At 60.0% G+C, this 25,946-nt stretch carries 20 protein-coding genes and 3 pseudogenes; 11 read left to right on the top strand and 12 right to left on the bottom strand.

Features of this window, described 5'->3' with window-relative positions; translation table 11 throughout:
* Positions 1 to 19: 19 nt before the first annotated feature.
* Both NKH70_RS23985 and NKH70_RS23990 read right to left on the bottom strand, forming a co-directional pair.
* Positions 20 to 859: an enoyl-CoA hydratase/isomerase family protein gene (locus tag NKH70_RS23985; protein ID WP_353016538.1), complete on the bottom strand. Its 840-nt coding sequence runs from the start codon at positions 857 to 859 to the stop codon at positions 20 to 22.
* A 327-nt stretch (positions 860 to 1,186) separates the two neighbouring features.
* Positions 1,187 to 3,001, bottom strand: coding sequence for an ABC transporter ATP-binding protein/permease (locus tag NKH70_RS23990; RefSeq protein WP_353016541.1), 1,815 nt, complete (start codon positions 2,999 to 3,001; stop codon positions 1,187 to 1,189).
* Positions 3,002 to 3,542: 541 nt separating this feature from the next.
* On the opposite strand from NKH70_RS23990, the gene NKH70_RS23995 reads away from it, so the two are divergent.
* The gene (locus NKH70_RS23995) at positions 3,543 to 4,058 is read left to right on the top strand and encodes a Dps family protein (protein ID WP_353016570.1); all 516 of its coding nucleotides are present in this window, start codon (positions 3,543 to 3,545) and stop codon (positions 4,056 to 4,058) included.
* Positions 4,059 to 4,330: 272 nt separating this feature from the next.
* Here NKH70_RS23995 and NKH70_RS24000 read toward each other — a convergent pair whose 3' ends face one another.
* Entirely contained in the window at positions 4,331 to 4,963 is a 633-nt protein-coding gene (locus NKH70_RS24000) for a sensor histidine kinase (protein WP_353016573.1), read from the bottom strand.
* 392 nt (positions 4,964 to 5,355) lie between these two features.
* Between NKH70_RS24000 and NKH70_RS24005 the strand changes: the two genes are divergently transcribed.
* From NKH70_RS24005 to NKH70_RS24020, 4 genes are all read left to right on the top strand, one after another.
* Positions 5,356 to 6,066, top strand: coding sequence for an SDR family NAD(P)-dependent oxidoreductase (locus NKH70_RS24005; protein WP_353016576.1), 711 nt, complete (start codon positions 5,356 to 5,358; stop codon positions 6,064 to 6,066).
* A 25-nt stretch (positions 6,067 to 6,091) separates the two neighbouring features.
* On the top strand, positions 6,092 to 6,328 hold the full coding sequence (locus NKH70_RS24010; protein ID WP_353016579.1) for a tautomerase family protein: 237 nt from the start codon (positions 6,092 to 6,094) through the stop codon (positions 6,326 to 6,328).
* A gap of 93 nt (positions 6,329 to 6,421) precedes the next feature.
* Positions 6,422 to 7,264, top strand: coding sequence for an alpha/beta fold hydrolase (locus NKH70_RS24015; RefSeq protein WP_353016581.1), 843 nt, complete (start codon positions 6,422 to 6,424; stop codon positions 7,262 to 7,264).
* A gap of 233 nt (positions 7,265 to 7,497) precedes the next feature.
* Positions 7,498 to 7,953 (top strand): VOC family protein, encoded by a 456-nt coding sequence (locus NKH70_RS24020; RefSeq protein ID WP_353016544.1) that lies wholly within the window; start codon positions 7,498 to 7,500, stop codon positions 7,951 to 7,953.
* Between the two features lie 356 nt (positions 7,954 to 8,309).
* Here the strand turns inward: NKH70_RS24020 and NKH70_RS24025 are convergent, their stop codons facing one another.
* Complete coding sequence (locus tag NKH70_RS24025; protein WP_353016545.1) at positions 8,310 to 9,086, bottom strand: substrate-binding periplasmic protein; 777 nt, start codon at positions 9,084 to 9,086, stop codon at positions 8,310 to 8,312.
* A 144-nt stretch (positions 9,087 to 9,230) separates the two neighbouring features.
* Between NKH70_RS24025 and NKH70_RS35840 the strand changes: the two genes are divergently transcribed.
* Positions 9,231 to 11,114 (top strand): sensor histidine kinase, encoded by a 1,884-nt coding sequence (locus tag NKH70_RS35840; protein WP_502908391.1) that lies wholly within the window; start codon positions 9,231 to 9,233, stop codon positions 11,112 to 11,114.
* Positions 11,115 to 11,964: 850 nt separating this feature from the next.
* Here NKH70_RS35840 and NKH70_RS24050 read toward each other — a convergent pair.
* The 4 genes and pseudogenes from NKH70_RS24050 to NKH70_RS24065 all read right to left on the bottom strand — a co-directional run.
* A pseudogene (locus NKH70_RS24050) lies at positions 11,965 to 12,288 on the bottom strand (site-specific integrase); the annotation flags it as partial.
* 227 nt (positions 12,289 to 12,515) lie between these two features.
* Complete coding sequence (locus tag NKH70_RS35845) at positions 12,516 to 12,848, bottom strand: hypothetical protein (RefSeq protein ID WP_502908392.1); 333 nt, start codon at positions 12,846 to 12,848, stop codon at positions 12,516 to 12,518.
* Positions 12,849 to 13,448: 600 nt separating this feature from the next.
* Positions 13,449 to 14,098: pseudogene (locus NKH70_RS24060) on the bottom strand (DUF4062 domain-containing protein); the annotation flags it as partial.
* The gene (locus NKH70_RS24065) at positions 14,055 to 14,726 is read right to left on the bottom strand and encodes a Crp/Fnr family transcriptional regulator (protein ID WP_029356805.1); all 672 of its coding nucleotides are present in this window, start codon (positions 14,724 to 14,726) and stop codon (positions 14,055 to 14,057) included. The pseudogene NKH70_RS24060 and the gene NKH70_RS24065, both read right to left, overlap by 44 nt.
* A 223-nt stretch (positions 14,727 to 14,949) precedes the next feature.
* On the opposite strand from NKH70_RS24065, the gene NKH70_RS24070 reads away from it, so the two are divergent.
* From NKH70_RS24070 to NKH70_RS24080, 3 genes are all read left to right on the top strand, one after another.
* Positions 14,950 to 15,111 carry a hypothetical protein gene (locus NKH70_RS24070; protein ID WP_167522729.1) on the top strand — a complete coding sequence of 54 codons (162 nt, stop codon included), beginning with the start codon at positions 14,950 to 14,952 and terminating at the stop codon, positions 15,109 to 15,111.
* A 2,050-nt stretch (positions 15,112 to 17,161) separates the two neighbouring features.
* Positions 17,162 to 17,878, top strand: a complete 717-nt coding sequence (locus NKH70_RS24075) for a pentapeptide repeat-containing protein (protein ID WP_352689239.1) — start codon at positions 17,162 to 17,164, stop codon at positions 17,876 to 17,878.
* An 854-nt stretch (positions 17,879 to 18,732) separates the two neighbouring features.
* Positions 18,733 to 19,080 (top strand): hypothetical protein, encoded by a 348-nt coding sequence (locus NKH70_RS24080; RefSeq protein ID WP_352914147.1) that lies wholly within the window; start codon positions 18,733 to 18,735, stop codon positions 19,078 to 19,080.
* 20 nt (positions 19,081 to 19,100) lie between these two features.
* Here the strand turns inward: NKH70_RS24080 and NKH70_RS24085 are convergent, their stop codons facing one another.
* The 3 genes and pseudogenes from NKH70_RS24085 to NKH70_RS24095 all read right to left on the bottom strand — a co-directional run.
* The gene (locus NKH70_RS24085; protein ID WP_352914149.1) at positions 19,101 to 19,343 is read right to left on the bottom strand and encodes a hypothetical protein; all 243 of its coding nucleotides are present in this window, start codon (positions 19,341 to 19,343) and stop codon (positions 19,101 to 19,103) included.
* 233 nt (positions 19,344 to 19,576) lie between these two features.
* Entirely contained in the window at positions 19,577 to 20,542 is a 966-nt protein-coding gene (locus tag NKH70_RS24090; RefSeq protein WP_352721329.1) for a Vgb family protein, read from the bottom strand.
* A gap of 279 nt (positions 20,543 to 20,821) precedes the next feature.
* Positions 20,822 to 20,932 (bottom strand): annotated as a pseudogene (locus tag NKH70_RS24095) (pyocin activator PrtN family protein); the annotation flags it as partial.
* Between the two features lie 638 nt (positions 20,933 to 21,570).
* On the opposite strand from NKH70_RS24095, the gene NKH70_RS24100 reads away from it, so the two are divergent.
* A complete protein-coding gene (locus NKH70_RS24100) occupies positions 21,571 to 22,638 on the top strand; it encodes an RHE_PE00001 family protein (RefSeq protein ID WP_353026202.1) in 1,068 nt (355 codons plus the stop codon).
* 335 nt (positions 22,639 to 22,973) lie between these two features.
* Here NKH70_RS24100 and NKH70_RS24105 read toward each other — a convergent pair whose 3' ends face one another.
* Positions 22,974 to 23,921 carry a DUF5996 family protein gene (locus tag NKH70_RS24105; RefSeq protein ID WP_352721325.1) on the bottom strand — a complete coding sequence of 316 codons (948 nt, stop codon included), beginning with the start codon at positions 23,919 to 23,921 and terminating at the stop codon, positions 22,974 to 22,976.
* A gap of 166 nt (positions 23,922 to 24,087) precedes the next feature.
* Between NKH70_RS24105 and NKH70_RS24110 the strand changes: the two genes are divergently transcribed.
* Positions 24,088 to 25,743 carry an acetolactate synthase large subunit gene (locus NKH70_RS24110; RefSeq protein WP_352721324.1) on the top strand — a complete coding sequence of 552 codons (1,656 nt, stop codon included), beginning with the start codon at positions 24,088 to 24,090 and terminating at the stop codon, positions 25,741 to 25,743.
* The last annotated feature ends 203 nt before the right edge of the window (positions 25,744 to 25,946 follow it).

Genomic DNA, 25,946 nt, shown 5'->3' on the forward strand with positions numbered 1-25,946 from the left:
CATCTACATCGACAGCGGTCTACCGCGGTGGCAATTCGCCCAAATGGAAAGCCAGTCGATTCTCGACATCTCCCGGTGCCTGGAAGCCCTTGGCGGTCAGCGCTTTGATTCCCTCCTGGGCGGCGGGTCGGCTCAGCGAAGCTATGCAGGCTTCCCAGCCGGCGCCTAGCTCGACATCCGGCGTAAGGCTGGTATTGACCAGGCGCTTGGTCTGCGCGATCGCCCACTTGTCGAACCTGGAAATCCGAGTGGCGAGCGCATCAACGTACGCGTCGAGATCTACGTCGGGCAGGGCCTTGTTCACGTAGCCATACGCCTCGGCCTGTTCTCCACGGATGTCCTCGGAGGTCAGCAGGACCTCCATGGCGCGATTGCGACCGATCAGGTGAGGCAGGCGGGCCATCGGTCCGCCGCCGGCGACCATACCCACGCCAACCTCCCACTGGGAAATGATGGCCTTTTCCTTGCTAACGAAAGCCATATCGCAGGCAAGGGTGATCTCGCTCCCGTTACCCGTAGCGCGACCTCGGATGAGGGCGATCGAGGCCACCGGCGCGCGCGTCAGCCGCACAAGAAAATCCGGCCAGGGCGGCAGGCCCGTCGGCCCGGGTGGCAGCGCGAGCATATCCTCGATCCGCGCCTTGAAGTCTGAATGGTTGAGGAAGTATCCGTCGACGCTACTGTCGAACACCACGACCCGAACGTCTTCGTCAGCCTCAATGGCGTCAATCAGATGTGTGAATTCTTGCACCATCTGTGGACCCATAACATTGAGCGGGGCATTGTCGAACGTGACTCGCCAATAGGTGGGCGTCCGGCGTGTCAGGCGAATCTGCGAGGTAGTTGTCTTGGCGTCCACTGGAAGCTCCTTCGATGTTTATATGCTCGATGCCTCGAAGATGAGGCATTGGCTTCTGGCCCGCGATTGGACGAACGTATCGCCAAGACCATGGTGTCGGTCTGGCAGGGCAGGGCCGACCGCTCGGTGATCAAACGGGCTGCCGACCCGTCTAAACAGAGGCCGTGCCGCCCCCAATCGCGCGCAAACTTCTGGTCTAACAGACCCTCCCCCGGGATAAGCGCTGCCTCAGGCGAACTGCGTGGTCGTCGCGCAACATAGGGATGTAAGGGGCGGTGACGAACCGAACAGACGATGGCGACGCCCGGCGCGATTCTGAATATCGGTCTATTGCTTGCGGCGGACAGCAGCCGGCGGCGGATCGATGGCGCCGGCCCTGACGCGAGCAGGTTTCAGCGCCGGTGCGCCGGAATCCTTGACGATCGTCAACGCGCGCGGAAAGAACTGATTGTTGTGCTGGCCGCGCCCGATGTTGATGATCGTGGCACCCTTCAGATGCTTTTCCAGCAGCGACAGCACCCCCTTGAGCGACGAGCCATCGAACGCATCCATCGCTTCGTCGATGATCACCCATTTCGGCTGCCGCAAGGCAAGCCTGGCCACGCCCAGCAAGCGCTGTTCGTCATCGCCCAATTCATGGTCCCAGCGCCCGACGCGGTCGAGTGACGACGACAGCCGTTCAAGCCCGACCTCGGCCAGCACCGCCGCAATATCGGTATCACTTGCGGGCGCATGCCCGTTCGCGTGATTGAGCACCTCGCGCAATGTGCCGGCCGGCAAATACGGGACGCGCGGCACGAAGATGAGTGTTTCTCCAGCCGGCAGGCCGATCTTTCCGCTGCCCCAAGGCCAAAGCCCGGCAATGGCGCGGAAGAACAGCGTCTTGCCGGCACCCGGCTCGCCAGTGATCATGACGCGCTCGCCGGGATGGATTTCGACATGCTGGTCGGCGAGCCTGGTGCAGCCCTCCGGGGAGGCCACTTCGAGCTTCTCGAAAGTCAGGCTGCCATTGACGTTTTCGCCGAAGGCGATGCGCCTTTCCGTGCCATGCAGCACATCGGTTTCATCGAGCGCGATCCGGAAGTCGGCGACGCGCATAAGCGTGGCGCGCCAATCGGCGATGCTGCCGATGTTGTTGATGAACCAGCGCAAGGACGAGTGAACCTGGTTGAAGGCGCCCACCGCCATCATCAGTCCGCCAAAGCTGATATCGCCTGAGAAATAGACCGGCGAAGCAACCAGTATGGGCGCCACGACGGTGATCCAGCCATAGGTATCCGTGACCCAGGACAGGCTGATCTGGGCGGTATAGATGCGCCGCATCGCGCCCAGCACCGTGCCAAGGTCGAGTTCGAGCCGCCGTTTGGCATCGGCTTCACCATGGTAGACCGCCATGGCATCGACATTCTCGTTGACGCGCACCATCGAGGAGCGCAGCTCGGCTTCACGCGTGTAGCGATCGCTGTTGAGGCGGATCAGCGGTCGCCCGACCAGCCAGCTCAGCCAGGAGGCGATGCCGGCATAGATGAACGCCGCCCACACCATGTAGCCCGGTATCGCTAGCGACCAGCCATTGATGTGGAACACGAAGCCCGACGAGAGTTGCCACAGCACGCCGACGAAGGACACCAGCAGGATGAAGGATTGCAGCAGCCCGACGCCGAGGTCGGTCGACAGATCGGACAGATGCGCGGCGTCCTGCTGCATGCGCTGGTCGGGATTGACGCCGATGGCGCCGGCATTGGCCAGCCGAAAGGCGCGCGCGGGGCGCATCCACTGGTCGATCAGGTCGAGCGTCAGCGCTTCGCGCAGCTTCAGCCGGACCATCTGGTTGAGCCAGGTCTGGCCGACATTGAGCACCAGCAGCCCGCCAGCAATGGCCGCAAAGACAAGAAGCTGGTGCAGGAAGGCCGCCATGTCGCGGCGCGCGAGCGCATCGTAGAAAGGCTGATTCCAGCGGTTGAGCAGAACCTGGCCGATCGAGGTCGCGATGATGACGGCCATGATACCGACCGAGGTCCAGACCAACCATTTGCGGACCGGCGATCCCACCAGCGCTCGTTTTATCGTCGCCACATGGTCATGCAGACTGCTGGCCTCGATGGCCACGGTAATCGGCTGAACGGTGGCCTGATTGTCCATTTGATCAGTCTTACCGAGATCCTTGCGTTCATGTGCGATGCTGTACCAAATGAAGAGAGCCGACGGCCGCCGCTCCCCAACCAGTCCGCCAGCCCAGAAGGACAGACACGTCGGGTAAATTCCGGGCAAGGCAAGTTTCCAGCTTGATCACGAAGGTTTCACCTGGCGAGACGATGCTGCCGCGCCTCCGGCCTCGACCCGGCGGCCGAGCGCCGTCGGCGACAGGGACTTCGGTCACTTGGATGTCGGTTCAGCCATCGATACACGATGCCCGTACTGCCCGACACGGTCCATAGCACCTTGGTGTCGGTGGCAGGTTGAGCGCCGCCATCCCAATGCGGTAAGTTTTCAGGCGCATGGTTTGACGGTGATTGCGGTCAAATCCGGCTTGCGTCAATTCGCTCGTGAAGGCCTCACTAAGATGCAATCGCGTCCCTGCGAGCGCGCCTATACCTTCGTCTGATTGGATCAGAACACGGCATTTCGTATTCTGACGTATCGAAAAGACGCCGGTGCGCCGCCTGTAGAGGGACCTGGGATCATGACGCAACAGTTAAGCAAGACAGCCGGTTCGGATCGCTTCCTGCGCACTCCGACAGATCTTGGTTCCGACGCGACCCGCGACATCGCTGCCGGCCTCGCCGGCCTGCTCGCTGACGTCTTCACCTTGTATCTTAAGACCAAGAATTTTCACTGGCACATGAGTGGTCCGAATTTCCGGGACTATCACCTCTTGCTCGACGAGCATGGCGACCAAATCTTCGCGATGACCGACGTGATCGCCGAGCGCGCGCGCAAGATCGGCGGCACCACGATCCGTTCGATCTCCGATATCGCGGGACGCCAGCGCATCCTCGACAACAATGCCGACTATGTTGATCCGCAGGACATGCTCGCCGAGCTTCACGGCGACAACAAGCAGTTGGTGGCCGAGCTGCGTCGCGTCCATGAGCTGTGCGATAGCTATTCGGATTTTGCCACCGCGAGCCTGATCGAAGGATGGATCGACGAAAGCGAACGGCGCAGCTGGTTTCTCTACGAGATTTGCCGCGCCTGAGCGAAAAAGCGGGCAAGGCGGCGGACGAGATTCTGCACGCCCGGAACAACCGCCGGTAAGGATCGCGCATTCGGTTCTGATGCGACGTCCTCCAGTTGGGGTGCAAGTCGGTCGCACGGGGGCAGGATGCTGACCGCTGGTCGGGTGGCATTGATTCGCATCGGCTTTCCTGCCCGAAGTTGGCTCAACCTCATTGGTACCGCGCGCGTTCTGATAGGAGCGCAGACCGCGTTGCTGGCAGTTTTGGGTGCAGAAGCTTTCGCGTGCTGAAGCTAAGGCGTGATCAGCGGGAAACACACACCCGCAACCGATCCGCGCTGGGTAAATCTCCATTCCACCGTGCCGCCAAGTTCTGCGGTCAGCGCACGTATCAACCGCCCTCCAGATCCCTCGGGCAGATCAGAGCCCGCGCACCCGTCGTCGCGGACGACGCACGAGACGCTGCTGCCACCCTTGCTCAGTGTGACACGGATGGAACCCTGGTGATCCTTCAGGCCATGGCGTGACGCGTTCCGGACCAGTTCGGAGACGATCAGACCGACACGCCAGCATCGCGCGGCGTCGAGCTGGATCTCATCCGTCGCAACGGTCAGCTGAATGCCCCGCTCGCCGAGGGACGCGCGCGACAGGCTGGAACACAACTTCCCGACATGATGACCCAGGTCGATGTCTTCCTCAGCGATCGGTACGAGAAGGGATCGATGCGCCTCCGCCATCGCCTGCAGACGGTCCGCTGCGCGCCTCAACGCCGGCGCAGCCTTCACCTCTCCCCGGGACGCGGCCAGCGACAGGATCGCTATCGCTTCGCTATATTCGTTGATCACCCGGTGGCTGATCTCTTCGACTAGATGCGATGCCAGCGGCTGGCACGATGCGGTTGATGGATTCGCACATCCTGTTAGCATGGCCAGATCCTCCGGTAACGCCGCCCCGCCACGAGAGCGCCGTTCGCGATGTTCTGCAAAGACCACAGCAGACCCCGCCGAAACATTCTATTGCGCCAAGGTGTCGGCAATACTTAAGACGGAGATACGCCGTGTGGATTGGCGCCCTGAGTATTGGCGGGCAAAGCCCGTGCGGATGAATGATCAACAATCTCCGTCACATATTGGTCGGCACTGTGGAGGCGCCACTCGATTACCAACAATGTGGGGATAGGGCACGTTATAACCGCCGATACCAAAGTATATGCGACACCATTGGACGATGGTTGCGAGCCTTGATTGTCCACATCTTCAAATCCGGAATAGGCGCGGCGCGGCTGGGTCGGTGGCGCCCAAAATCATCGAGGTCTGTCATGGAAACTGAACAAAAAGTGGCTGTCATCACCGGCGGGTCGCAAGGCATTGGCGCAGCGCTGGTTGAGGCCTATCTCGGCCGGAATTACCGCGTCGTCGTCACCTCTCGCTCTATCAAACCTTCCGACAGATCGGACTTGCTCGCGATCGCAGGCGATATCGGCAACCCCGCCACAGGGCCGAGCGTAGTCGAGGAAACATTGCAGCGTTTCGGACGGGTCGACACGCTGATAAACAACGCCGGCGTCTTCCTTGCTAGCGGTTTCACGCAATATTCGGCAGAGGATTACGCCCGCGCGGTCGCGACCAACCTGACCGGTTTCTTCTTCGCCACCCAGGCCGTGATCGCCGCAATGGAACGTCAGGGCAGCGGCCATGTCGTCAACGTCACCACCAGCTTGGTGAAGCAGGCCAGTTCGAAGGTGCCATCGGTGCTCGCTTCGCTGACAAAGGGCGGGGTTGACGCCGCGACCCGTAGTCTGGCGATCGAATATGCCCGCAGCGGAATCCGGGTGAACGCCGTGTCGCCGGGCGTCATCAGGACACCGATGCATGCGCCGGAGACGTACGAGGCGCTGGCGGCCTTGCATCCGCTGGGCCGCCTGGGCGAGATTTCCGACATCGTCGGCGCGGTCCTCTACCTGGAGGATGCCTCTTTCGTGACGGGGGAAACGCTTCATGTCGACGGCGGCCAGAGCGCTGGCCACTGATTCACCGTTCAAGGGAGAGACCTTCATGCCTATTGTTACCGTCCAGCTCACGCGCGAGGGCACCGAGCCCGGTGTGGACCATGTTACAGCGGAGCAGAAAGCAGCCATTTACAAGGGCGTGAGCGAGGTGCTGCTCGACGTCCTTGGGAAGCCGCTGGACTGGACCTGGGTGGTGTTTGAGGAAGTGGAGATGGAGAATTGGGGTTGGGGCGGGATGCCCGTCGCCGAATACCGCAAGCTGCTGGCTGCAAAGGGGGTTTGAGCCCCATTGCGTCTCCCCGAAAAGCATACTGGAGCTTCAGCTCACATGGTTTCGTCTTCGACGTCGGCGACCTTGACGTATCGCACAGTCGAGGTGGATGGGTTGGGATTATTTTACCGTGAAGCAGGCCCGCGCGATGCGCCGACCCTGCTGCTGCTCCACGGGTTCCCGTCGTCATCGCGCATGTACGATACGCTGCTGCCGCTGCTGGCCGACCGCTATCATCTGGTTGCGCCCGACTATCCTGGTTTCGGCCATAGCGATGCGCCCTCGCCGGACAGTTTCGCTTACACCTTCGACCATCTCGCCGAGGTAATCGAGGGATTTGTTGAGGCGCTGGGCCTTCAGCGCTACGTCCTCCTCCAGCAGGATTATGGCGGCCCCATCGGGATGCGGCTGGCGATCCGCCATCCCGAACGCGTGCGGGCGATTATCATCCAGAATGCCGTGTCGCATGAAGAAGGCCTCGGATCATTGTGGGATGCGCGCAAGGCCTTCTGGCTGGACCGGGCCGCGCACGAGGAAAAAGTGATGACCACTTTTACCTCAATCGAGAGCGCGCGGCAGCGCCATCTCGGCTGCAGCCCCAGGCCTGAACGATACAATCCGGACAGCTGGACCGACGAGGCCGCGATGCTCTCGCGTCCGGGACAGGGCCGCATCCAGTCCGACCTGTTCTACGACTATCAAAGCAATGTCGCTGCCTATCCAGTCTGGCAGGCGTGGCTGCGCGTGCATCGGCCGCCGATGCTGGTGGCCTGGGGACGCTACGATCCGTCCTTCACCGTCGCTGGCGCGTATGCCTATGCCCGCGACGTGCCAGACGCCGAGATCCACATTCTCGACGCCGGACACTTTGCGCTCGATGAAAAACTCGACGAAATCGCGACATTGGTCCGCGACTTTCTCGATCGTCAGTTCGAACAGGGAGCATGACATGACCGCGTTCGAGCAGTTCCCGGCCACTATGACGGCCATAAGGACCCGGCCACTGTTCGTCTTGAATGTCAGGTGAGCGGGCTGCATAGGCGTCGCCCGCGCCGGCTCAGAGACGGATCGATACCAAAGGCCAACTTAAAACCCGTGTCAGCGAAGCCACATTAAAACCTGTCGGCGCGCGCCATGGCGGCCCGCGAAGACTTCGACAACTCTCTCAATAGGAGTCGCGGATGCCCCAAGTACGAGTTGAGGATGAAATCTATGCAATGCCCCCGCAGCATGGCTTTACCATCGCGCATTTTCTGACAGTCGCCGACATCGAACGCTCGGCACGATTCTATGAGACGGTCTTCGGAGGCCGCATCCTGAGCCTGGGCGATAGCAGTGGCGCGCCGGGATACGTCCAGATCGCCAACACGTGGCTCATCGTCAACATCGGGGGTGGTCCCACACCTGACAAACCGTCGGTGACGCTCGGTGTTCCCCCCGATCCCGATTCACTCAGCAGCTTCATGAATATCCGCGTTGCTGACATCCACGGCTGCTATGAACGCTGGCAAGCCCGTGGCGCTGAATTCATCACGGAGCCGATGGAAAAGTACGGCGAGACTCGCTGCTACATTCGCGATCCAGACGGCTACATCATCGAAGTGGGTCAGAGTAAGCCGGCTGTCGTTTACGGTTAGCCCTAGAAGGACGCACGGTCCGCAACGATCCGCTTTTCACTGTAAAAGAGGGGGAGGGCGATCAAGCCCGAGATCAAAGAGGCGGCGGAGCGCGTTTCGGGCAGTGGCTCCGAGCGCAGCCACGGTTGAGGGGTCGACTGGCGACTTTCTTCCGCGGAGCCTTGAGATCCTCGGGAACCCGCGAATTGGCGCACATGGATTGCCACGTCAACCTAGAGCACAATAAAGCCCACGAGTCGGCTCTTCCTACGCGAAGGCGCTTTCGGGATAGAGCCGGCAGGCCTTCTCCTCGAGCCAGGCCTCGGCCTCGGCTAAGATGCTGAGTCGCTTATCGCGGAAAATCGGGCGGGAGGACGTTACGGGAAATATTTTCGGTAGATCGCCTGAAACGCCTCGGTCTGCTTGAATTGCTTCAAGGCGCGCGAAAAGGCGTCGACCAAAGCGGGCGAAACGCGCGCCTTGGTGAAGCAGACATAAACACCTTCTTCTTTCACGCTGCGGGACAATAGCGGCTCGATCTTTCCGGATAATCCCATCTTCGTGATCTCACTCATCCCGTAGGTGAGGCTCGCGACCGCATAATCGACGCGGCCGGCTGCCAGCATGCGGAGGCCGACGGGGGTGCCGTTGGTTGCGACCATGTTGTGATGCTGGCCCAAGAAGCTCCACAACTCGGGCGACACTTGTTCCGATACCTCAGGGACTGCTTCCCGGATAGCGACGTCGTGTCCAATCAGATCGTCGAAAGACGAGAACTTCAGCTTCCCGATGTCGGCCGTGCGCACGAACAACACCCACCTATCTTGGATTAACGGCTCGTCAGAGTAGGAGCAGAACCGCTTTCCCTCGATGGTTCGAAATGTGGCGACCATTCCGTCGCGCTCGCCGCGGACCACCATCATCCAAGCACGCTTCGTGGGGAAGCGCTCGAAGGAGACTTCCCGTCCCAGGCCGGCAAAGACCTGCCTGAGGACTTCGACCCCTAATCCCGACATCTTGTCATTCTCGTAAAGAGTCAAATAATCATCGTTGACGAGCCGCAGCGGGTCCGCCAACAACGGTCGTCCGCTGAGCGCCCAGGCAACAACGATAGTCCCGCATAGCAAGCGCCTGAAGCCGGCCGATGTCGCCATTTGCGGGCATCCCTTGCATTCCACATTCGCACGATAGTGTAGGAACGCGATCTATGCGATGGTACAGGTTTCCATCTCGCGCGAGCCGAGCCTAGCAGTCCTACTAACATGAATTGTGCGAGCTTGTCGCCGCAAGGATGAGTTTTGCAATCTGAATCGACATTCGCGAGCACGGAGGGCGGCAAATCCGATCGCGAATCGCCGAAGCTGAGGCGCAGCGCGTCTGCCTGGCGCTTGTTGCCAGACCTTCTCCGCGGCATAGGGGGGCGCCTGCTTGTCCGCGTCTTCTTCTTCAGCTCGGTGATCACGCTGCTTCTGACATTGGCGCAGCTTTACCTCGACTATCGCAGCGACGTCCAAGCAATAGATCAAAAGATGTCCGAGATTGACAGCAGCTATCGGCAAAGTCTTAGCGAAGGGCTCTGGGAGATGGACGGGCGCCAGCTTCAATTGCAGGTCGAGGGGATTCTTCGCTTGCCTAATATCCGCTACGTCGAACTGCGTGAGGCCACCGATCAAGCTGCCCCCCTCGTCATAACCGCCGGCTCCCACCAGGCCAATCCACCCGAGCGGCACGAACTCAGAATTTATTATTCCAAACGCGACGCCAAGCAGTTGCTTGGCATTCTCGTGATCGAAGCCACGTACGACGAGATCTATCGCCAGCTTCTCAACACCGCGGCGACAATCATGGTCAGTCAGGCGATAAAGACGTTCATGGTTTCCTTTTTCATCCTCCTTACTGTCCACCGGCTGATCACACGTCACCTCACAGCGATAGGAACGTCGCTCAGGGGGTACGATCTTCGCGGTTCGCGGGCACCGCTTCGACTCGAGCGGCGTCCGCCTCGGCCAAGCGACGAGCTTGACGTTCTCGTCGGGGCATTCAACCAGATGTGGACAGGGCTGCAACAAGCGTATGACGACCTGCAGCTCCAGGTTGGATTGCTCCAGCGGCTTCCGGTATCCGCTTGGACGCTCAAGCCCGATGGGACGCCGGATTTCGTGAACCAAGTCTGGCTCGAATTTGCGGGTCAGACCCTTGACTTCGTCCGGTCGCATCCCGAGGCCTGGATGACTGCGATCCACCCCGATGATCGGGAGATGGCGGTCAAGAGCTTTTGGGATGGGGTACATTCGGGGCAGGATTTCGCAATGGAAACCCGGTCTCTCCGCGCTCGGGACGGGACATATCGTTGGCATCTCCAACAAGCCGTGGTCTTGCGCGATTCCGAGGGGAAACTCCTCAGATTCGTCGGTACGACAACCGACATCGACGACCTGAAGCGGGCCGAAGAAGCCTTGCGCCAAGCGCAGAGCGATTTTGCTCGCATTAATCGGGTGACAACCATGGGAGAGATGGCAGCATCCCTTGCGCATGAAGTCAGTCAACCGATCACCGGTGCCCTCACCAATGCCAACGTCTGCCTGCGAGGACTCGATCACGACCAACCCGATCTCGACCAACTGCGCACGGCTGTCACCAGAATCGTAAGAGATGCACAACGTGCCGCCGACATTCTGAGACGGATACGCTCACAGTTCGAAAGGGGCAACCTGGATCGGGAGGTTCTCGATGTAAATGAGATCAATCGAGGAACCGTGGCCCTCTTGCGCGACCAGGCAGCGCGATACAACGTATCGGTACGAACGGAGCTGGCGACCGATCTTCCTCAGATCGCTGGAGATCGCGTGCAATTGCAGCAGGTCGCGGTGAACCTGATCGTCAACAGCATCGAAGCGATGAAGAACGTCGAAGGAATACGAGAGGTCGTCGTCAAGTCGCAGCGAGTCGAAAACGATATTCTTATTTCTGTCAGCGATACCGGCCCAGGGTTCCCGCAGGAACTCGCGGAACAGATATTCGACCCGTTCTTTACAACGAAACCAGACGGAACGGGCATGGGCCTTCGCGTCGCCCGTTCAATCATCGAGTCGCATGGTGGGCGCATGTGGGCGATCGGTTCCCACGGGAACGGCGCAACCTTTCACCTGAGCCTACCCGCCGCGATTTCAAGTCAATTATGAACCAGCCTGTGTGCAGCGATTAGTAATGAGTCCGCTTGCTTCACACGCTCATCAGCGTCGGTGCCGGACAGCGACGCCTCTCGAGCAAGCCGGAGGTCGGAAAAGCGTGGGAGTAATTCGCGATCCGGACGGCCACATGATCGAAAGTGGGTCAGAGCAAGACGGGGTCGTGTGCGGATAGCCCTGCAAGAACGCATAGTCAGCAATGATCCGCGGCGGTACAGCCGCCCCATGATCGCGCAAGAGTGAGCAGAGTAGCAACGAGATCGCAATTCCGTTGTGCTAGCTCGAGGCGATCAGCGAAGCGGGCGGGCGATCAGCGCGATAGCTGCCATGGACGGCAGGGTTGCAGGACTGGTGTTCTCCAAAAAGACCGTTGGATCGCCAGTTCGTCGAAAAACAGGCGAGGGTGGCTGGGAACACCCGATGACCACTTTCAATCGGGCATCGTAGCGCTCCGCTTCGCGGTGAACTCAGCCGTTTGTTCCTCAGGTATGCGCGTCAAAAGTTTGAAGGTCTACGAAATTCGCCGTACTAACTTTTTCAAAATGTCTCAAGAAAGTACGGCGGATTTCTCGCTAAGCCTTTGAAAACGTGGTGATCCCGACAGGTGACCTACAGATTAGGAATCAGAGGGGGTTCGGAGCTCTTACCAGGTTCGCCACCAATGCGAGAACATACGAAGCATATGACTGGGCAAACCAACCGCTAATTAGCTGATATTGGTGAAAGACAACTCCGTTCGCGCCCGCCACATTGGCCACTACTATGCGGCCGACGTTGTCAAATCCACCACCAGCGAATGTCGGTAGTTGCATGTCCGTGATATGATGCTGCTAGCCAACAAGCCTCAGGCCGCGTGTTTGATGGTCTTTTTGTTCAGCAGCTTCACGACGAAGGCGTTCCATTTCTTCATGGCTGCGCGTTTTTCCGGCATATAGTTCCAGCGGTCATAGTTCTTGGAGCTGACATCCTGGAGTGTATGGTTCTGGATGCGGTCACGAATCTCTTTGGAGATGCCAGTCTGGCCGGCCAGCGTCTTCCAGGTCCGGCGAAGGTCCCGGTTGGTCACGACAAGGATCACACCGCGATCGCGCTGCCGCCACATAAAGCTGTAGAGAGTTCCAGCGCTCACCGGCTTCGATGGATCCATGGCGGACGGGAAAAACCAGCCCTTCGAGGCCGACCCGTCCATCGTTAGTTTTGTGCAACATTGTCCTTGGGGTAAGACGTTCGGGCGAACAGCGCCCAGTGGCATTAGTAGGTGGGACAAAAACATCGAGAGACATTAGAAAAGATTTGGAAGTTCAATAGTCCCACTGCTATCTAAGTATCTGATTTCTAGTTCTTTCCATGTATCCTCCGGGCCCACCAAAACATGAATTTAAGCAATTGATTCTATTAGATTTTTTGTAAAGCGCTCATAACATGGACTCGAACCCCCGGAGCTCTGAGCTTGGAAAGCTCAGGGTGGATCATGGCAATCGTTTCGAGAACGAGCCCCGGAAAGCTTGCCAAATCGGTGGTGAGGTCGTGGGTCAATCCATCAGCCAGTCGCAATTGCCGCTCCGGTATTTGCTGTGCTTGCGCCTCGACACCATGCCTTCGAGCCCCGCCTGGTCTATCAGGTGGGAAGATCGCCTTAGCCTCGCCGGGAAGCGCCTGGCTGAATTGGATACGGCCACCGTCCGGGATCATCTCGGCAAGGATCTCGCGGCGGTCCTCCAGCGCCATGTCGCGCAGGTCGTGACCATTGAGATGCAGAAGATCGAAGGCGACGAATAGAGGTCGTGCTGGCGTCGGGTGATGGCTTTCCGCAAGGCTCCGAAGTCAGACAGGCCAGTCTCGTTCAATACGACGATCTCACCGTCGATGATGGCGCTTTCCACGTCCAGTTCAGCGGCGGCCTTTGCGAGGGCGATGCCGATGGCGAAACTGTCCGAAGGCGACACGATCACGATGACTGGCGAGGTGACGCTTGTTCATGATGACGGGACCGTCACGGTTCGGCTTCACGGCTACGACGTTCCGGTGACGACGCGCGGGGAACGCCTCGCCGAAATACCGGACCTCTCCACCGCGTCCGCCCTCGGCAATCGCAACAGCATGCTTGGCTTTCGACACATCGACACCGACGTAAAAAACGTTATCTTGCTCCATGGCTCGTCCTTTCTTCGCTTGGGGCTCGGCTCGGCACTCCCGAGCAACCCCCGTTTGCTTAACAGCTGCAAAGACTAAGGGCGGGCCGCCGCTCAGACCACGGTCATAACGTCTAATAGCCATCGCAACCTTACCCGCCAAATCGTCCTTGTTGCGCCAATATTTGACGAGCTTCTTTTCATACAGCTTTCGGAATCTCTCGAGTTTGGCCTTTTTCTCGAACTCGACCTTTTCCGCGGCCCACGTCTTGCGAGCACCGCCTTCGAGCAAAAACGCCACGGTAGACACGCCTTGGGCGACGGCGTACTCGTACTCCATCTGGGTGTAGCTCTTACCCTTCAACTCTGAGCCGTACCACTCTGCTACGATGAGTACGTAGTAGTCGCTGTCATCGATGCGCCGCTTAATGTAATCCCATTGAGTGTCGTCGCTGGCTTGGAATGCCTCCATCCCCACAGGAATATGCCCGAGGTTAAGACGGACTCGATGACCGACCGTCTTTCGTCCACCAAATCGGCGTAGGTCGAGCTGACGAAGATTTGGTATTTAACGTCATGCGGCTTCACCCTTCGATCCGCCCTTGTAAGTCTGCAAGCAGGCTGGGGATAACGTTCCGTGCCCGCATCAAGAAGCCGAGTCATGATTCTTGCAAGGGGTGAAGCGATCAAAGTCCGATCCGCGCGCTGGCACGCTAGGTTGCCCGGTTTGCCGGAAGGAATAATCACTTGCGGCCGAGGAGTATGAAACGTGCGGTGCCCCCCGCCGCAGCGACAGCCTTCGCTATTCCTTCTTGTCGACCAGCGCCCGTAGTGCCGAGACGTCATGCAGCAATAACCTGCTGCCGCGCTTTTCGATCAGGCCTCTCTTGGCGAGGTCGCTCATTTCGCGCGAGACCGCTTCCCTGTGCGTGCTCATCGTTGCCGCCAGCTCGGAATGCGTCGGTGCCGGGCTTATGGACACCTCGCCGTCCACGAGTGCGGCTTTCTCCGCCCGATGCAGGAGCTCGACGATCAGCCGTTTTCGCACGACCAGAGTGCTGTATTCGAATACCCGCTCGGTCATGCGCCGGAGCTGGGCAGACAGATGCTCAAGCAGCATCCAGGCAAAAGTCGGGTGGGTCATCACGATATCCCGGAATGCTGTGCCGGACAGCCGTGCAGCGCGGGTTGCCTCCAGCGCGACTACGCTGGCAGAGCGTGCAATCCCGTCAATGCCTCCGAGCTCCCCGAAAATGTCACCCGGTTCGACATCGCGATACGCTATCTCCCTGCCGTCCGCTGAAACCAGTGTCACGCGAGCCCGTCCTTCCAGCAGGAAGAAGACATCGCGACCAGTGTCGCCGTGGGAAATGATTAGCTCGTTGTGTCGATAGCTGCGCTCGTGCCACCGTTTGGTCAGCGCGGCGAGGTCGGCATCGCAAAGTCTTGAGATGAAGGCCAGAGAGCCTGTCACAACGGTCTCTTGTTCAATCAAGTGTACTTCACCTTACTCCCTATCCAAGGAAATTTGATGGCCGCAGGCCCCGCTTTCCGGGATGCAAACTGGGAGCGGATTTCGCCAATGTTTTCCCCGGTGTGGGAATTCCCACAGCCGAGCCTGGTTCGACTGTCATATCCTTGTTGCACGTCAGGCCCGCCGGCTCGTGTGCAAGCCGGCGAAGGGAAAGGGAACAGTCATGAAATTCTTGGCTCCCGTCACAAAACTTGCTGCGGGGTTTCGCAAATTCGTCGCGCCGCGCTACCGCCCGGAGCTTTATTACATGCGTGGCCCGGGGCCAGCCACCGCCCGCCGTATGGGCACGCCGCGGCAAAACCAATCCATCGACCACTACGCCTAATTTGCCTCGCGGACGGCTGACGCTCTCGCCCGGAGTGCCGTTCGCGCCGTTCCGTACCGGTCAATTCAGATCAATGAAGGGACGATCTGATCATGGTTATAATTCATGCTGCCGCCATTGGTCCATTTCGCAGGTGGTTACGCCTCCGCGCCGAGCGAAAAGCTCTCTTGTCGGCAACGGACCAGTTGAGCCGTTTACCCGATGACGTTCTTGGCGACATCGGCATCTCACGTGACGAAATCATGTGCGATTTGCGAAGCCGCGCCATCCGTCATGCGGAGGCAGGCGCGGCCGGCACGACGATCGAGCGCACCAGGATCGCTTCGGCCTCGATCCCGAAACGGTTGGCCGCCGGCAGTGGCTACGCCTCGGCCGAGATCCCCTTTGGCTGGTCCACGAGCGCGCGATCGAGCCTTACATCGCGGCTTCGACAAGCAGCGGCGCGCGGACGGGACCTTCGAACGGCACTACACCTGCGACCCCAAGGACTGAATGTTGACCGACGGGAGCTGGGGAGGATCTCAAAATGATCATGTCAGTTGTTAAGTCCCTCGCGCCTGTGACGCTCGGCACCGTGCTGATCGCAATCAGTCCGGCTTCATTGTCGGCTTCTGACGCTCAGGACCTCGCGTTCGCTCACGCTGACATGCCAATCAAACAGCTGAAAGACGTCTATTTGGATTGCGAGCGGGGAGGCCGCCGGTGCGCTGGGGACGGAAGACGTGATGTACTGTTCGATGCGCGAGTTCCGACTAGGCGCGCGATAGCAGTTTGCGCATAATCAACGATGCATGGCCTTCTGCACCGTGCGACGCGGCCCTGCGATCGACCACTTCGAACCATGTTTGGACCGCGCACTTCGCCGATCAGCGCAGTAACCAACCCGCGGAGTTCCGCGAGCGACAGCCTTCAAACGAATCAGTCGGTGGTAGCGTCACGCATAGGGTGAATCACGAACGCGCTCGCCTGCAAACCCCTTCGCCCGGAAATCTGTCCCGGTTACGCGGTTCGCCAGCAGACTGACAAGGAGCGGCTTCAGCCGATCGCCGATGCTATTTGTTATCTTTGTGCCGAATGGCAGCTTTGCGCCCCGATTTCGGCCGTTCGACTATATCGTTCGAACTGCCGAAAGCTTTCGGGGCTCCGGCCCTCTCAAACCCTCCGCCGCCGTTGTCGCGCATGTGCCGCATGCCACCTGCCGTGCTTTTAGCGAGCCGACCTTACCTCCAGTCTGGAACCTAGCAGTCGCCCAACTGGTTCAACCTTCCGCCACGGCCGGGCAGGGGAGGGCGTGCAAAACGGTAGGCGCGACCTAAGAAACGGTCGCGGTTCGAGTCGGTAGAGGGATACCGCCGAGGGACGCTTTTCCAAGCGCGGAGTTCGAATCCCTCCCTCTCCGCCATACGACATTGTTTACGTTGATAAAAATACAAGAATAGGTTGCGCGTCCGCCATAAAGCCCGCCAACCGAAAAAGGCGTATTCGCGGCACGTCAGCTTACGACACAAATATGCGGGGTTGATGCTTCGACCTTGTAGATGGCAGAGATCAACTTCGGCTTCGCTAAGCGAAGTCGTGGGGTTCATGCGACAGCGGAATCAGGATATGCGACGAGCACCCCGTGCCGGGTCAACCTCGCCGTCGGGAAGTACCGATCGGTGCGGAACCAAGCGGATTCACGCTTGTCGGCAGCGGACGCCGGCGGTGGCGGTCAGCACCCGAGCAGGCTCCCAATTAGCGAGACAAACGTCCAGAGCGGAGGCCAATCTTGGCACGCGACTTCGCCAGCCTGAACGACCGCTCTCCTCGGCTTAGTCAAGCATACCTACGGAATGATGCGCCTGGCCGGTGACAAATGAATCTCTGCTGGACCGCCGATGATATGGGGAGGCGCTCGCAAATCGCGCCCTACGCGCGGGTTGATCGGTTGATCAACATCAAAGCTTGAATATGAGAAATGCGCTAACTGTGACGGCGGTGGTCACCGTGGCTCGAGTGTCAGCAGATGTGGTAAGGTTGAGTGTCGGCGAGTAGCAGAGGTCCAGCAACAATGACTTTGAGGCGAACCAGAGCTTACGGCGCATCCGGCTTGGTTCTAGCGGTTTGCACTGTGTTTGCTTGGCAGAACGCCACTGCTGCTCACAATTGCCACGCAGCCGCGACGCCTGGCGTCAATTGGCACGAGTGTGACAAGAAGCTTCTCATCCTAGAAGGACAGGACCTGAGCGGGGCGAACCTGTTCGGTGTTGATTTCACTTCGACCGACCTCAGGAACAGCAATCTCCTTGCGGCAAATCTTGAGAAGGCAACGCTTGTGCGTGCTTCCCTGGCCGACTCGACCGCCAAAGGCGCCCGGTTCGACAGAATCGAGGCCTACAGGACCGACTTCAGCCGTATGGACGCGCAGGGCGCTGTGTTTGCGAGCGCGGAAATACAGCGCTCGAATTTCCAGGGCGCCAATCTGACCAATGTTGATTTCACAAAGGCAGAATTGGGGCGTGCGCAGTTCCATGACGCCGATATCAGCGGCAGCCGCTTCTCGTTTGCCAATCTCGCACGGGCGGACTTCCGAGGAGCGACGTTCACCGCGCCGATAGACTTTGACCGCGCCTTTTTCTTTCTGACCCGTATCGAGGGCGTCGATCTTTCCAATTCGGCGGGTCTGTCCCAGTGGCAGCTCAACATGGCTTGCGGAGACGCCCGGACCGAGTTGCCTTCTGGCTTGACGAGGCCTGAAGATTGGCCCTGTCAATTCCAGCAGGAATAGTTGTCGGCAAGCGAACTGTGCAATGCTGCACCCGACAGGATTTGAACCTGTAACTTCTGCCTTCGGAGGGCGCAGATCCTCCGCCAAGGTGGCACGTTTCTGCGGTATTGCTATTGGCGAAATCGCGGCCGAAGGGTGTTGTGCCCCTTCCGTTCACCGCTACCGGTTCAATCGAACCGGTAGCTCCTGTCCGAATAAGTGGCAGCAACTCTTGTATCGTCGAGAATGACTACCATCGTCGTGATTATCATTCAGAAGCCTGGCACCAACGCGTCGATCATACTCGCCTCGCAGCACTTGAAATAGGCCGCGGCATCTTGGGGGGCTTAAGCTTTCGTCGGTCAAACGCCTGTCGAATGCATCTAGAGCGTTCATTCAGCAGCTTGGTGAGTCCGTTCGACCGGCGTGTACTCGTTTGTCGAAGGTTCAGGAATACAGTCGCAACGGCCTCACTATGTGATCTGGAAGGTCAACTGCTGATCCTCCCGCTCAACTCCTAATGAACCAGCGGATGCCGGGCGAATGGCGCTCCAGGCCGCTACTTGGGCGACGAATAGAGGCATTCACTCACGACCGCTGCGGGTTCTTCGACGACCCGCTGTCGTATGACTTACCTTGCGTAGACACAGCTTGTGAAAACGCGCGATAAGGTCGGCCTGCGCTAGATTCAAAGATGGCCGGGGCACCAGAAGATGGCACACCGAATGTGCAACGCAATGCTTGGCTTCGCGGCACTTGCCCTAGCCGCGTGCCAATCGGCTCCTGAAACGTCGCAACCGGCCACTCTCGAACCTGCGTTAGAACCTAGTGCCATTCCTCCCCAACCTGCCTTGGTTCCTTCCGGCTCAGCAATCATGCATCAAACCGTGGCGGTCACTCCCCCTGGCAAGGGCGTTCCAACAAAGTACGCTGCTTTTTCGGGTCTATGGGCCGGACGACTGGATGGGATGTATGACGCCAAACTTGCTGTTCAGACGATTTCTTCCGATGGGAAGGTGACGGTCACCTATGCGTGGGGAAATCTGGGCGACAACTATCCGGGGGAGGCCGCCGGCGCTGGAAGAATTGTGGGGACTACGTTGAAGCTTGAGCGCCTACCGAATGGCGCGGAGGTCAGTTTTGTTATGCTGTCCGACGGAGCCCTCGCCGGAACCGTTAGGCTTGCTGGCCAGACCTACACGGGCGCGTTCCTCAGGCAATGATCAAAGACGCATCTGAAGGGCTATGGAGAGGGCCAAACGACTGTTCCAATTTTGCAGCCTGTTGTTACCGGAGTGGGGGCCGTGCAGGTCGTGATCCCCAGATGAGCCACAACTCGATGCAAATGATCGTCGAACTTCTTGCCCGCCGCCTTGACGGCAAGCGCGGCCTGATCACCCTTCGCCTCCCGAATGACGGCCTCGATGCTCTGGCGGTTGATATGCGAGAAATAGCTGTCGCCGGTCGACTCGAACCATTTCGCCATTTTCACCTCAAGAGCCTATCCAAGCCGCTCTGCGTGCTCGAAAGCGCCTTTACGGTCATAGCAATGAAGCGCACAGCGTTGACGGAATGAGCCGCCGCAAAAGGGGCGGCGCCGATCCGCGGATGCGGATCCGCGTCGATCCTGCACGGAGCGCGGCGCTAGCAGCGCGGAGGAAGGACGGGGAGACCGAACTTCGCCATGCTGGCGCTAATGAAGCCGCGGCTGGGACCGCCTCACTTGGCGGAGGCGGTGCGGATCACGACCAGCCGGTCGGCCCCAGATTCTGGCAGCCAAACCTCTCCGCGGCGGCCATTGATCTGGCGGACATCAGCGTTTTCCGTGGACTTGGGGTACGTCGTAAACTTGTCTGTCTGCGGATCGAACGCGTGCACGGCATTCCCTCCGAAATCGGAGAGCCAGACAATGTCGCGCTCGTCCACATAGACCGCATAGGTGCGAGGAAGGTCGCCGGGCAAACGCCAAGCGTTCCAGCCGCCGTCATGGGGGTCGTAGACCGATACCTGTCCCGCGTTCCATTCCGAAATCCAAAGCCGTCCCCGGCTGTCCGACCACACGCGGCGCGCCCCCTGGTCCGGGGTCGGAGGCTCGATCACTCGAGCTTCACCGCTCTTGCGGTCGATGCTTGCCAGATAGCTGCCGGCGAGCGACACGAAGTAGACGTCTCCGTTGGGGGTCGCAGTAATCCCGTAGGGGCCGCGGCCCTCTGGAGCGTGGAAAATTTTCATGTCGCCCGTCGCAGGGTCGAGCCTTCCGTAGATTCCGCTCTGCCCGGTGAACCAGAGGAGGCCGTCGCCGTCGAACGCGGCAGTATTGAGATTGGCGTAGCCGACGTCCTGCGGAAGCGCCCACACCTTGATTTCCTCGGTTGTCGAGTCGAAGCGCACGATCGCGTTGAGCCCGCCATCGGTTATCCACGCGTCACCGTCCGGACCCTGGATGACACCGTGAGGGCTGGATCCTTCGCCAAGCGGTACTTGGCGAACCTTGCCGGTCTCGGGATCGAGAATACCCAGTGCCCCCTGTTGCTGGGCCGTGTACCAGATGTCTCCGTCGGGCGCGGGCGCGACGTCATGGGGATGCGCGCCCTGCGGGAGACTGTAGACCTGACGTTCCTGCGCGTCGGCCGGGAAGGCGGCAAGGCTGGCGGCGAGTGCGATAAAGCGGAAGAGGCGGCGCATGAGAACTCTCCATGCTGCGGCATGTGCCACTACTCTAGGCGCAAAGTTCGTCGCAGCAATGACGGATCGGGAAAATCACGGCGCCCTGCACTGCGTTTCACCGCCCCGCGGATCGGCCAATCCAGCCCGCTGTTGGGGCAGCCTTGGGGTTCGACTGACGCGCTTATGGAACCCAATCCGGCTTGACAAGGATGGGTATTCAACAGGCGCAATGCGCCAAAAGCTCTGGCGCGAAGGGCAAGCATCTTGCCGATATGGCCATAGCCGAGGATGCCAATGCTGAATCAATTTCTGCGGCGTCAGGTGGGAGAAATAGTCTCGGCAGACGTCATCGATCGGGATGATGGCCTGACCACCATACTGAGCCATCAAAAGCAGTGCCGTGTTCATGCCGGGTTACCACCTAAGTCTGGAACCTAGCAAGCCGCCCGACGGGTTCAACCTTCCGTCACGGCCGTGCAGGGGAGGGCGTGCAAAACGGTAGGCGCGACCTAAGAAACGGTCGGGCTCGAGTCAGTAGAACGCTACCGCCTTTCCCCACGTCCGCGCTACCTACTTCGTTGCGGCGGGTGAGGACCCAACTGGACTCCATTTGGGCGTATCCCGCAAAAAAAGCGCCTCTGAGGCGATGATCGAAAACGCACTCTTGTTTTTGATGGGCTCAGCAGGAACAAAACCCAATAGTATTAGAATTTGCGGATGGTATTATCTAAGTATCGATAAGAGGTAATTATCGATAGTGAGGGTTGTCCCAAGGAAGACCCGGTGTGAATGAAGCAAAGTGCAAGATAGCTTCAGCAAGTCGAATCGGCTAAAGCGATATCAATGGCTTACGACGTCACCAGTTTGCATCAAGAGAGGCTGGAGACGGGCCGCAAGCGGGTGCGCCGATTTTTGCCTAAGAATTTCAATTGGCAGCGCCAGAGCGAAGGCCGGAACGACGCCCGATGACTCTTTTTGACCTTGACCGTACCAATGCAATCCCGTGGCGCGACCTCGCGGGACCGCTCGTCACCGCAGAGGATTCTTTGGCGCGCCTCGATGAGCGGCTGGCCAGAAGTCCGGTGCGCGAAGGTTTTGTCGCGCGCACGCATTTCTACGACGCCGCCGCCGCGCTGTGGCTCGAGGGCGAGCTTGTCCATGTCGAGGATCTGGTCCTACACGACACCCACATGGACATCCGCACGCCGACCCACGAGCTCACCCGTGCCCATGCGGTGCTGCGGGCACGGCGGCTGATTGTTGCCAACAGGCCGGACTGGGCGCTGAGCCCGAACGGCCTAAGCCAATTGCGCGGGCGTGGCGCTAGCGCCCAGAACGCTTTGCCACCGGAGCGTCATGCGACGGCAGCGGAGGGCGCCGGTGATGAAGAGGCGGGCGAGTCGGCCAACGACGATCTGAACGATGGCCTCGGCGCCGAATTTGCTGCCATCGATGCGCTGCTCGATCGCACGCGCAACGTGCTCGACGGGCTCGCCGCCGCGCCGGTTTCGCGACCGCAACAGGTCCCGACGGACGAAAAAAATCCGCTCGTCTACGATCCCGACTGGGACGAGGAGGAACGGCTGTCGGACTGGCGGGCTATGTTGAACCGGACCACTGGCCAGCCGCCCGTGCTGAGCGCCGCCCTGCTATGGGATGCGTGGGAAACAAAAGAACCGCTGCAGCATCTGCCCTGGCTCGGACACCTGCTCGTCGGCGCCATGCTCAGGCAGGTCCGAAAAACGAGCGCACACCTCGTCTGTCTCAACACCGGGCTGCGCGCCATTCCGCGCGAAAGGCGGCGCGCCCGCGACAGGACGGCGCGGCTGATCGGGTTTCTGGAGGGCGTCACTGAAGCGGCCGTCGCCGGGCTGAAGGAACACGACCGGCTGGTGCTCGCCCGGGAGCAGATGGCTCGGCGCCTGCGCGGCCGGCGGGGGCATTCGAAGCTGCCGCAACTGGTCGAGCTGGTGCTCGCCCGGCCGCTCGTCTCCACGGCGATGATCGAAAAGGAGCTGAAGTTAAGTACACGCGGCGCGCTTAATCTCGTCGCCGAACTCGGCCTGCGCGAGATCACGGGCAGGGGACGTTACCGGGCGTGGGGGATCCTCTGACAGCTCGCGTGCGCGCGGAAAGTCGCCTGGCACGCCGGCGTGCGACCGCCACCACCGTGCGATTGCGAGTCGCTTCGTCTTGGCAGCGGGAACAGGCTTCCCACTTCATAGCTCGGACCCTGACTATCCAGTTTCCTCATCTTCTCTGGCGCGCCAAACCTTCGAACGCATTGATGTGAATCGCGACTACGAGCCGACTTCTTCAACGATATCCGCGCAATTCGCTCGTTTGACGATCGCCAGCTGTTTAGTTCTGCGGCTGTAAGTGCACGTACAGCTCTCAGCCAGTGTCGCTTTCGAGGTCAATCCGTTACGAACGTTGGGCGAGAAGGCACTTACAGGCGCCGTGGTCGGCGAGGTTGTCCGATTGCGCATTCGAGAGCGGCGGCATCCCATTCCGCGAGGTCGGCAGCGGCGCGATAGGTGCTCTCGAGAAAACCCATGAGGATCGCTTCCGGATCGGCTGCTCCGCGCACCGCGTCATAAGGCAGCAGGAATTCTCCAAGGCTCGCTTCGTAGTATGCGGCGTCGGGAAGGATCTTTGCCGCGGCGAAGCCAGCCGGTGCCGGATAGGCATAGGAATAGAAGGCGGGAAAGTCGACCGCTCCACCGCCCGGCCAAAAGCCAGCCGACGAAACCTCATGACTGTAGGCTTCGCGGGTGACCTCGTCGGGCAGGGCGGGAATGCCACCCGGGTGCAGGGGCGCTCGCCGCCCGGAAAAGCGCGTCACTGCGAGATCGAAGCTCCCCCAGAACAGGTGCACCGGGCTGACCTTGCCGAGATAAGCGGTGCGGAAGGTCTGGAGTACGGCTGTCACCGCTATGCTTGCCTTGAAAAAGCGCGCGACGGCATCGGCATCGTAGGGCCGCTCGGCCCGGTCCTCTGCGAACGGAATCGCGTTCGGGATTTCATTCGGCATGCCGTTCAGCTCCGCCGTCCCGCCGAGGCTGCGAACGAGGTCTAATGCGTGAGCATGGAAGGAAGCGACCGACATCGGCTCGAGCGGAAATCGGGCAGTGCGTCCGTCGGTGGCCGCTCCGACCACCTGATGGTCAACCAGGTCGAGGCTGAGCTCGATCCCGCCAGCTCCATCAGGCACGAGCCCGGTCGTGAAGCCGCGAGCATTAGGATAGAGGGTCGCGTGCCACGAATGGTTCACCCAGGGCGTGCGCGCAAGCCGATATTTCCCTATGATCTGGGAACAAAGATGCAGCGCGGAGCAGGTACCGCGCCAAGGACCATACGGTATGTCCGGCCACCGATCATGGATGCGGTCGTTCATCGGGCTAACCTACCTTCGACAAAGTTGAACAACAATCCGCGAGTGCCCCTTCGCTCCGGTCACAATACCCGCCCCGTTGAGATAGAGTAGGTCCAAAGCATTGTCAGTTTCGCTTAGGATCGATCCGTTCATTTGGGTCCCGCTTCAACCACAAGGATGCCGAAATTTGAAAAAGGGCTCTGACCTCCTCGTTGCCGCCCTCGAGAATGAGGGAGTGGATCGGATCTTCGGTGTCCCCGGCGAGGAAAATCTCGACGTCCTGGAGTCGTTGCGCACCTCGCGGATCGAATTGATCACAACGCGGCATGAGCAGGCGGCCGGCTTCATGGCGGCCACGCATGGACGGCTGACCGGGCGGCCCGGCGTTTGCATTTCGACGCTTGGACCCGGCGCGCTCAATTTCTCGACCGCCGCGGCCTATGCCCATCTGGGCGCGATGCCGATGATCATGATCACCGGGCAGAAGCCAATACTTACAGCCAAGCAGGCCCGTTTTCAGATCGTCGACGTGATCGGATCAATGCGGCCGCTGACCAAGATGACGCGGCAAATTGTCAGCCCGCACAGCATTCCGACCGTGGTGCGCGATGCTTTCAGGGTTGCTGCGCAAGAGCGTCCAGGGCCAGTTCACCTGGAGCTCCCCGAGGATGTCGCGGCCGAGCAGATCCCGTTGGTTTCACTCATTCCGGTGCATCCGCTTGAACGTCCCATCGCTCATCCCGACGCGATTGATCGTGCGGCGCAGATGATACTGGCGGCCAAGCGTCCGCTGATCATGATCGGCGCGGCCGGAAATCGCCCCCGGCTGGTTGGTTCGCTGTCGGACTTCGTGCGGCGGATGCGCATCCCGTTCTTCAATACGCAGATGGGCAAGGGGGCGGTCGACGGCGGTTCAAACCTCTATGTCGGAACGGCAGCACTTTCCGAGCGCGATTATGTCCATGATGCGATCGAAATTTCGGACCTGATCATCGCCATCGGACACGACACGGTTGAAAAGCCGCCATTTCTGATGCGCGACGAGGGCGGCCCGAAAGTTATCCATATCGGGTTTACGTCCGCGACAGTCGAACAGGTGTTCCACCCCGACGCCGAAGTGGTTGGCGACATCGGCACGACCGCGGCCGTGCTCGCCGATCGGCTCGAGGGTCGGCTCAGCCCCGACACGAAGATCATCGAGCTTCGTCAGACGATTCTGTCGCGGATCAACGAGCGCAGCCTGGAGGATCGTTTCCCGATCAAGCCGCAGCGCATCGTACACGACGTCAGAACGGTCATGCCCGAGGACGGCATCGTTTGCCTGGACAACGGCATGTACAAGATCTGGTTCGCCCGCAACTACCGCACCCATCATGCGAACACGCTGCTGCTCGACAACGCGCTCGCGACCATGGGGGCGGGATTGCCGTCGGCGATCATGGCGTCGCTCCTCTATCCCGAGCGCCGCGTGATGGCGGTATGCGGTGACGGCGGCTTCATGATGAACTCCCAGGAACTCGAGACAGCCGTTCGCTTGAGGCTTAACCTTGTCGTGATGATCCTCAACGATTCCGCCTACGGCATGATCCGCTGGAAGCAGGCGGTCGACGGATTTCCGGACTTCGGGCTCACATTCGGCAATCCCGACTTCGTCCGCTACGCCGAGTCGTACGGGGCCAGCGGTTCCCGCGTCGGCGCAGCGGAGGAGCTGGTTCCAACGCTGGAGGAAGCCTTCAAGGGAGGCGGCGTCCATCTGGTGGACGTCCCGATCGACTATTCGGAGAATGCCCGCGTCCTCGTCGAAGAGCTGCGCAGGCATTTCGCGGCCAAGGAATCGCAATGAGGCGAACCTATGCTGCCAATCCTGCAAGTCAGCGGAGAAGCCCCTTGCAGGCGGTCCTGCCCCGGCCGCCTTCGCCTCGTAGGGAGAGGCTTCATGAATTGGTTGCAGCCGAAGCATCAATGCAATGTCGGGAAATGGCGCCCAGTGTGCCCTTTGCCAAGGTGCACTTCATCGGGCACCGCCAACCAGCAATTCTCAAACCG

This window comes from Mesorhizobium sp. M0991 (genome assembly GCF_040318915.1).
Lineage (GTDB): Bacteria > Pseudomonadota > Alphaproteobacteria > Rhizobiales > Rhizobiaceae > Mesorhizobium.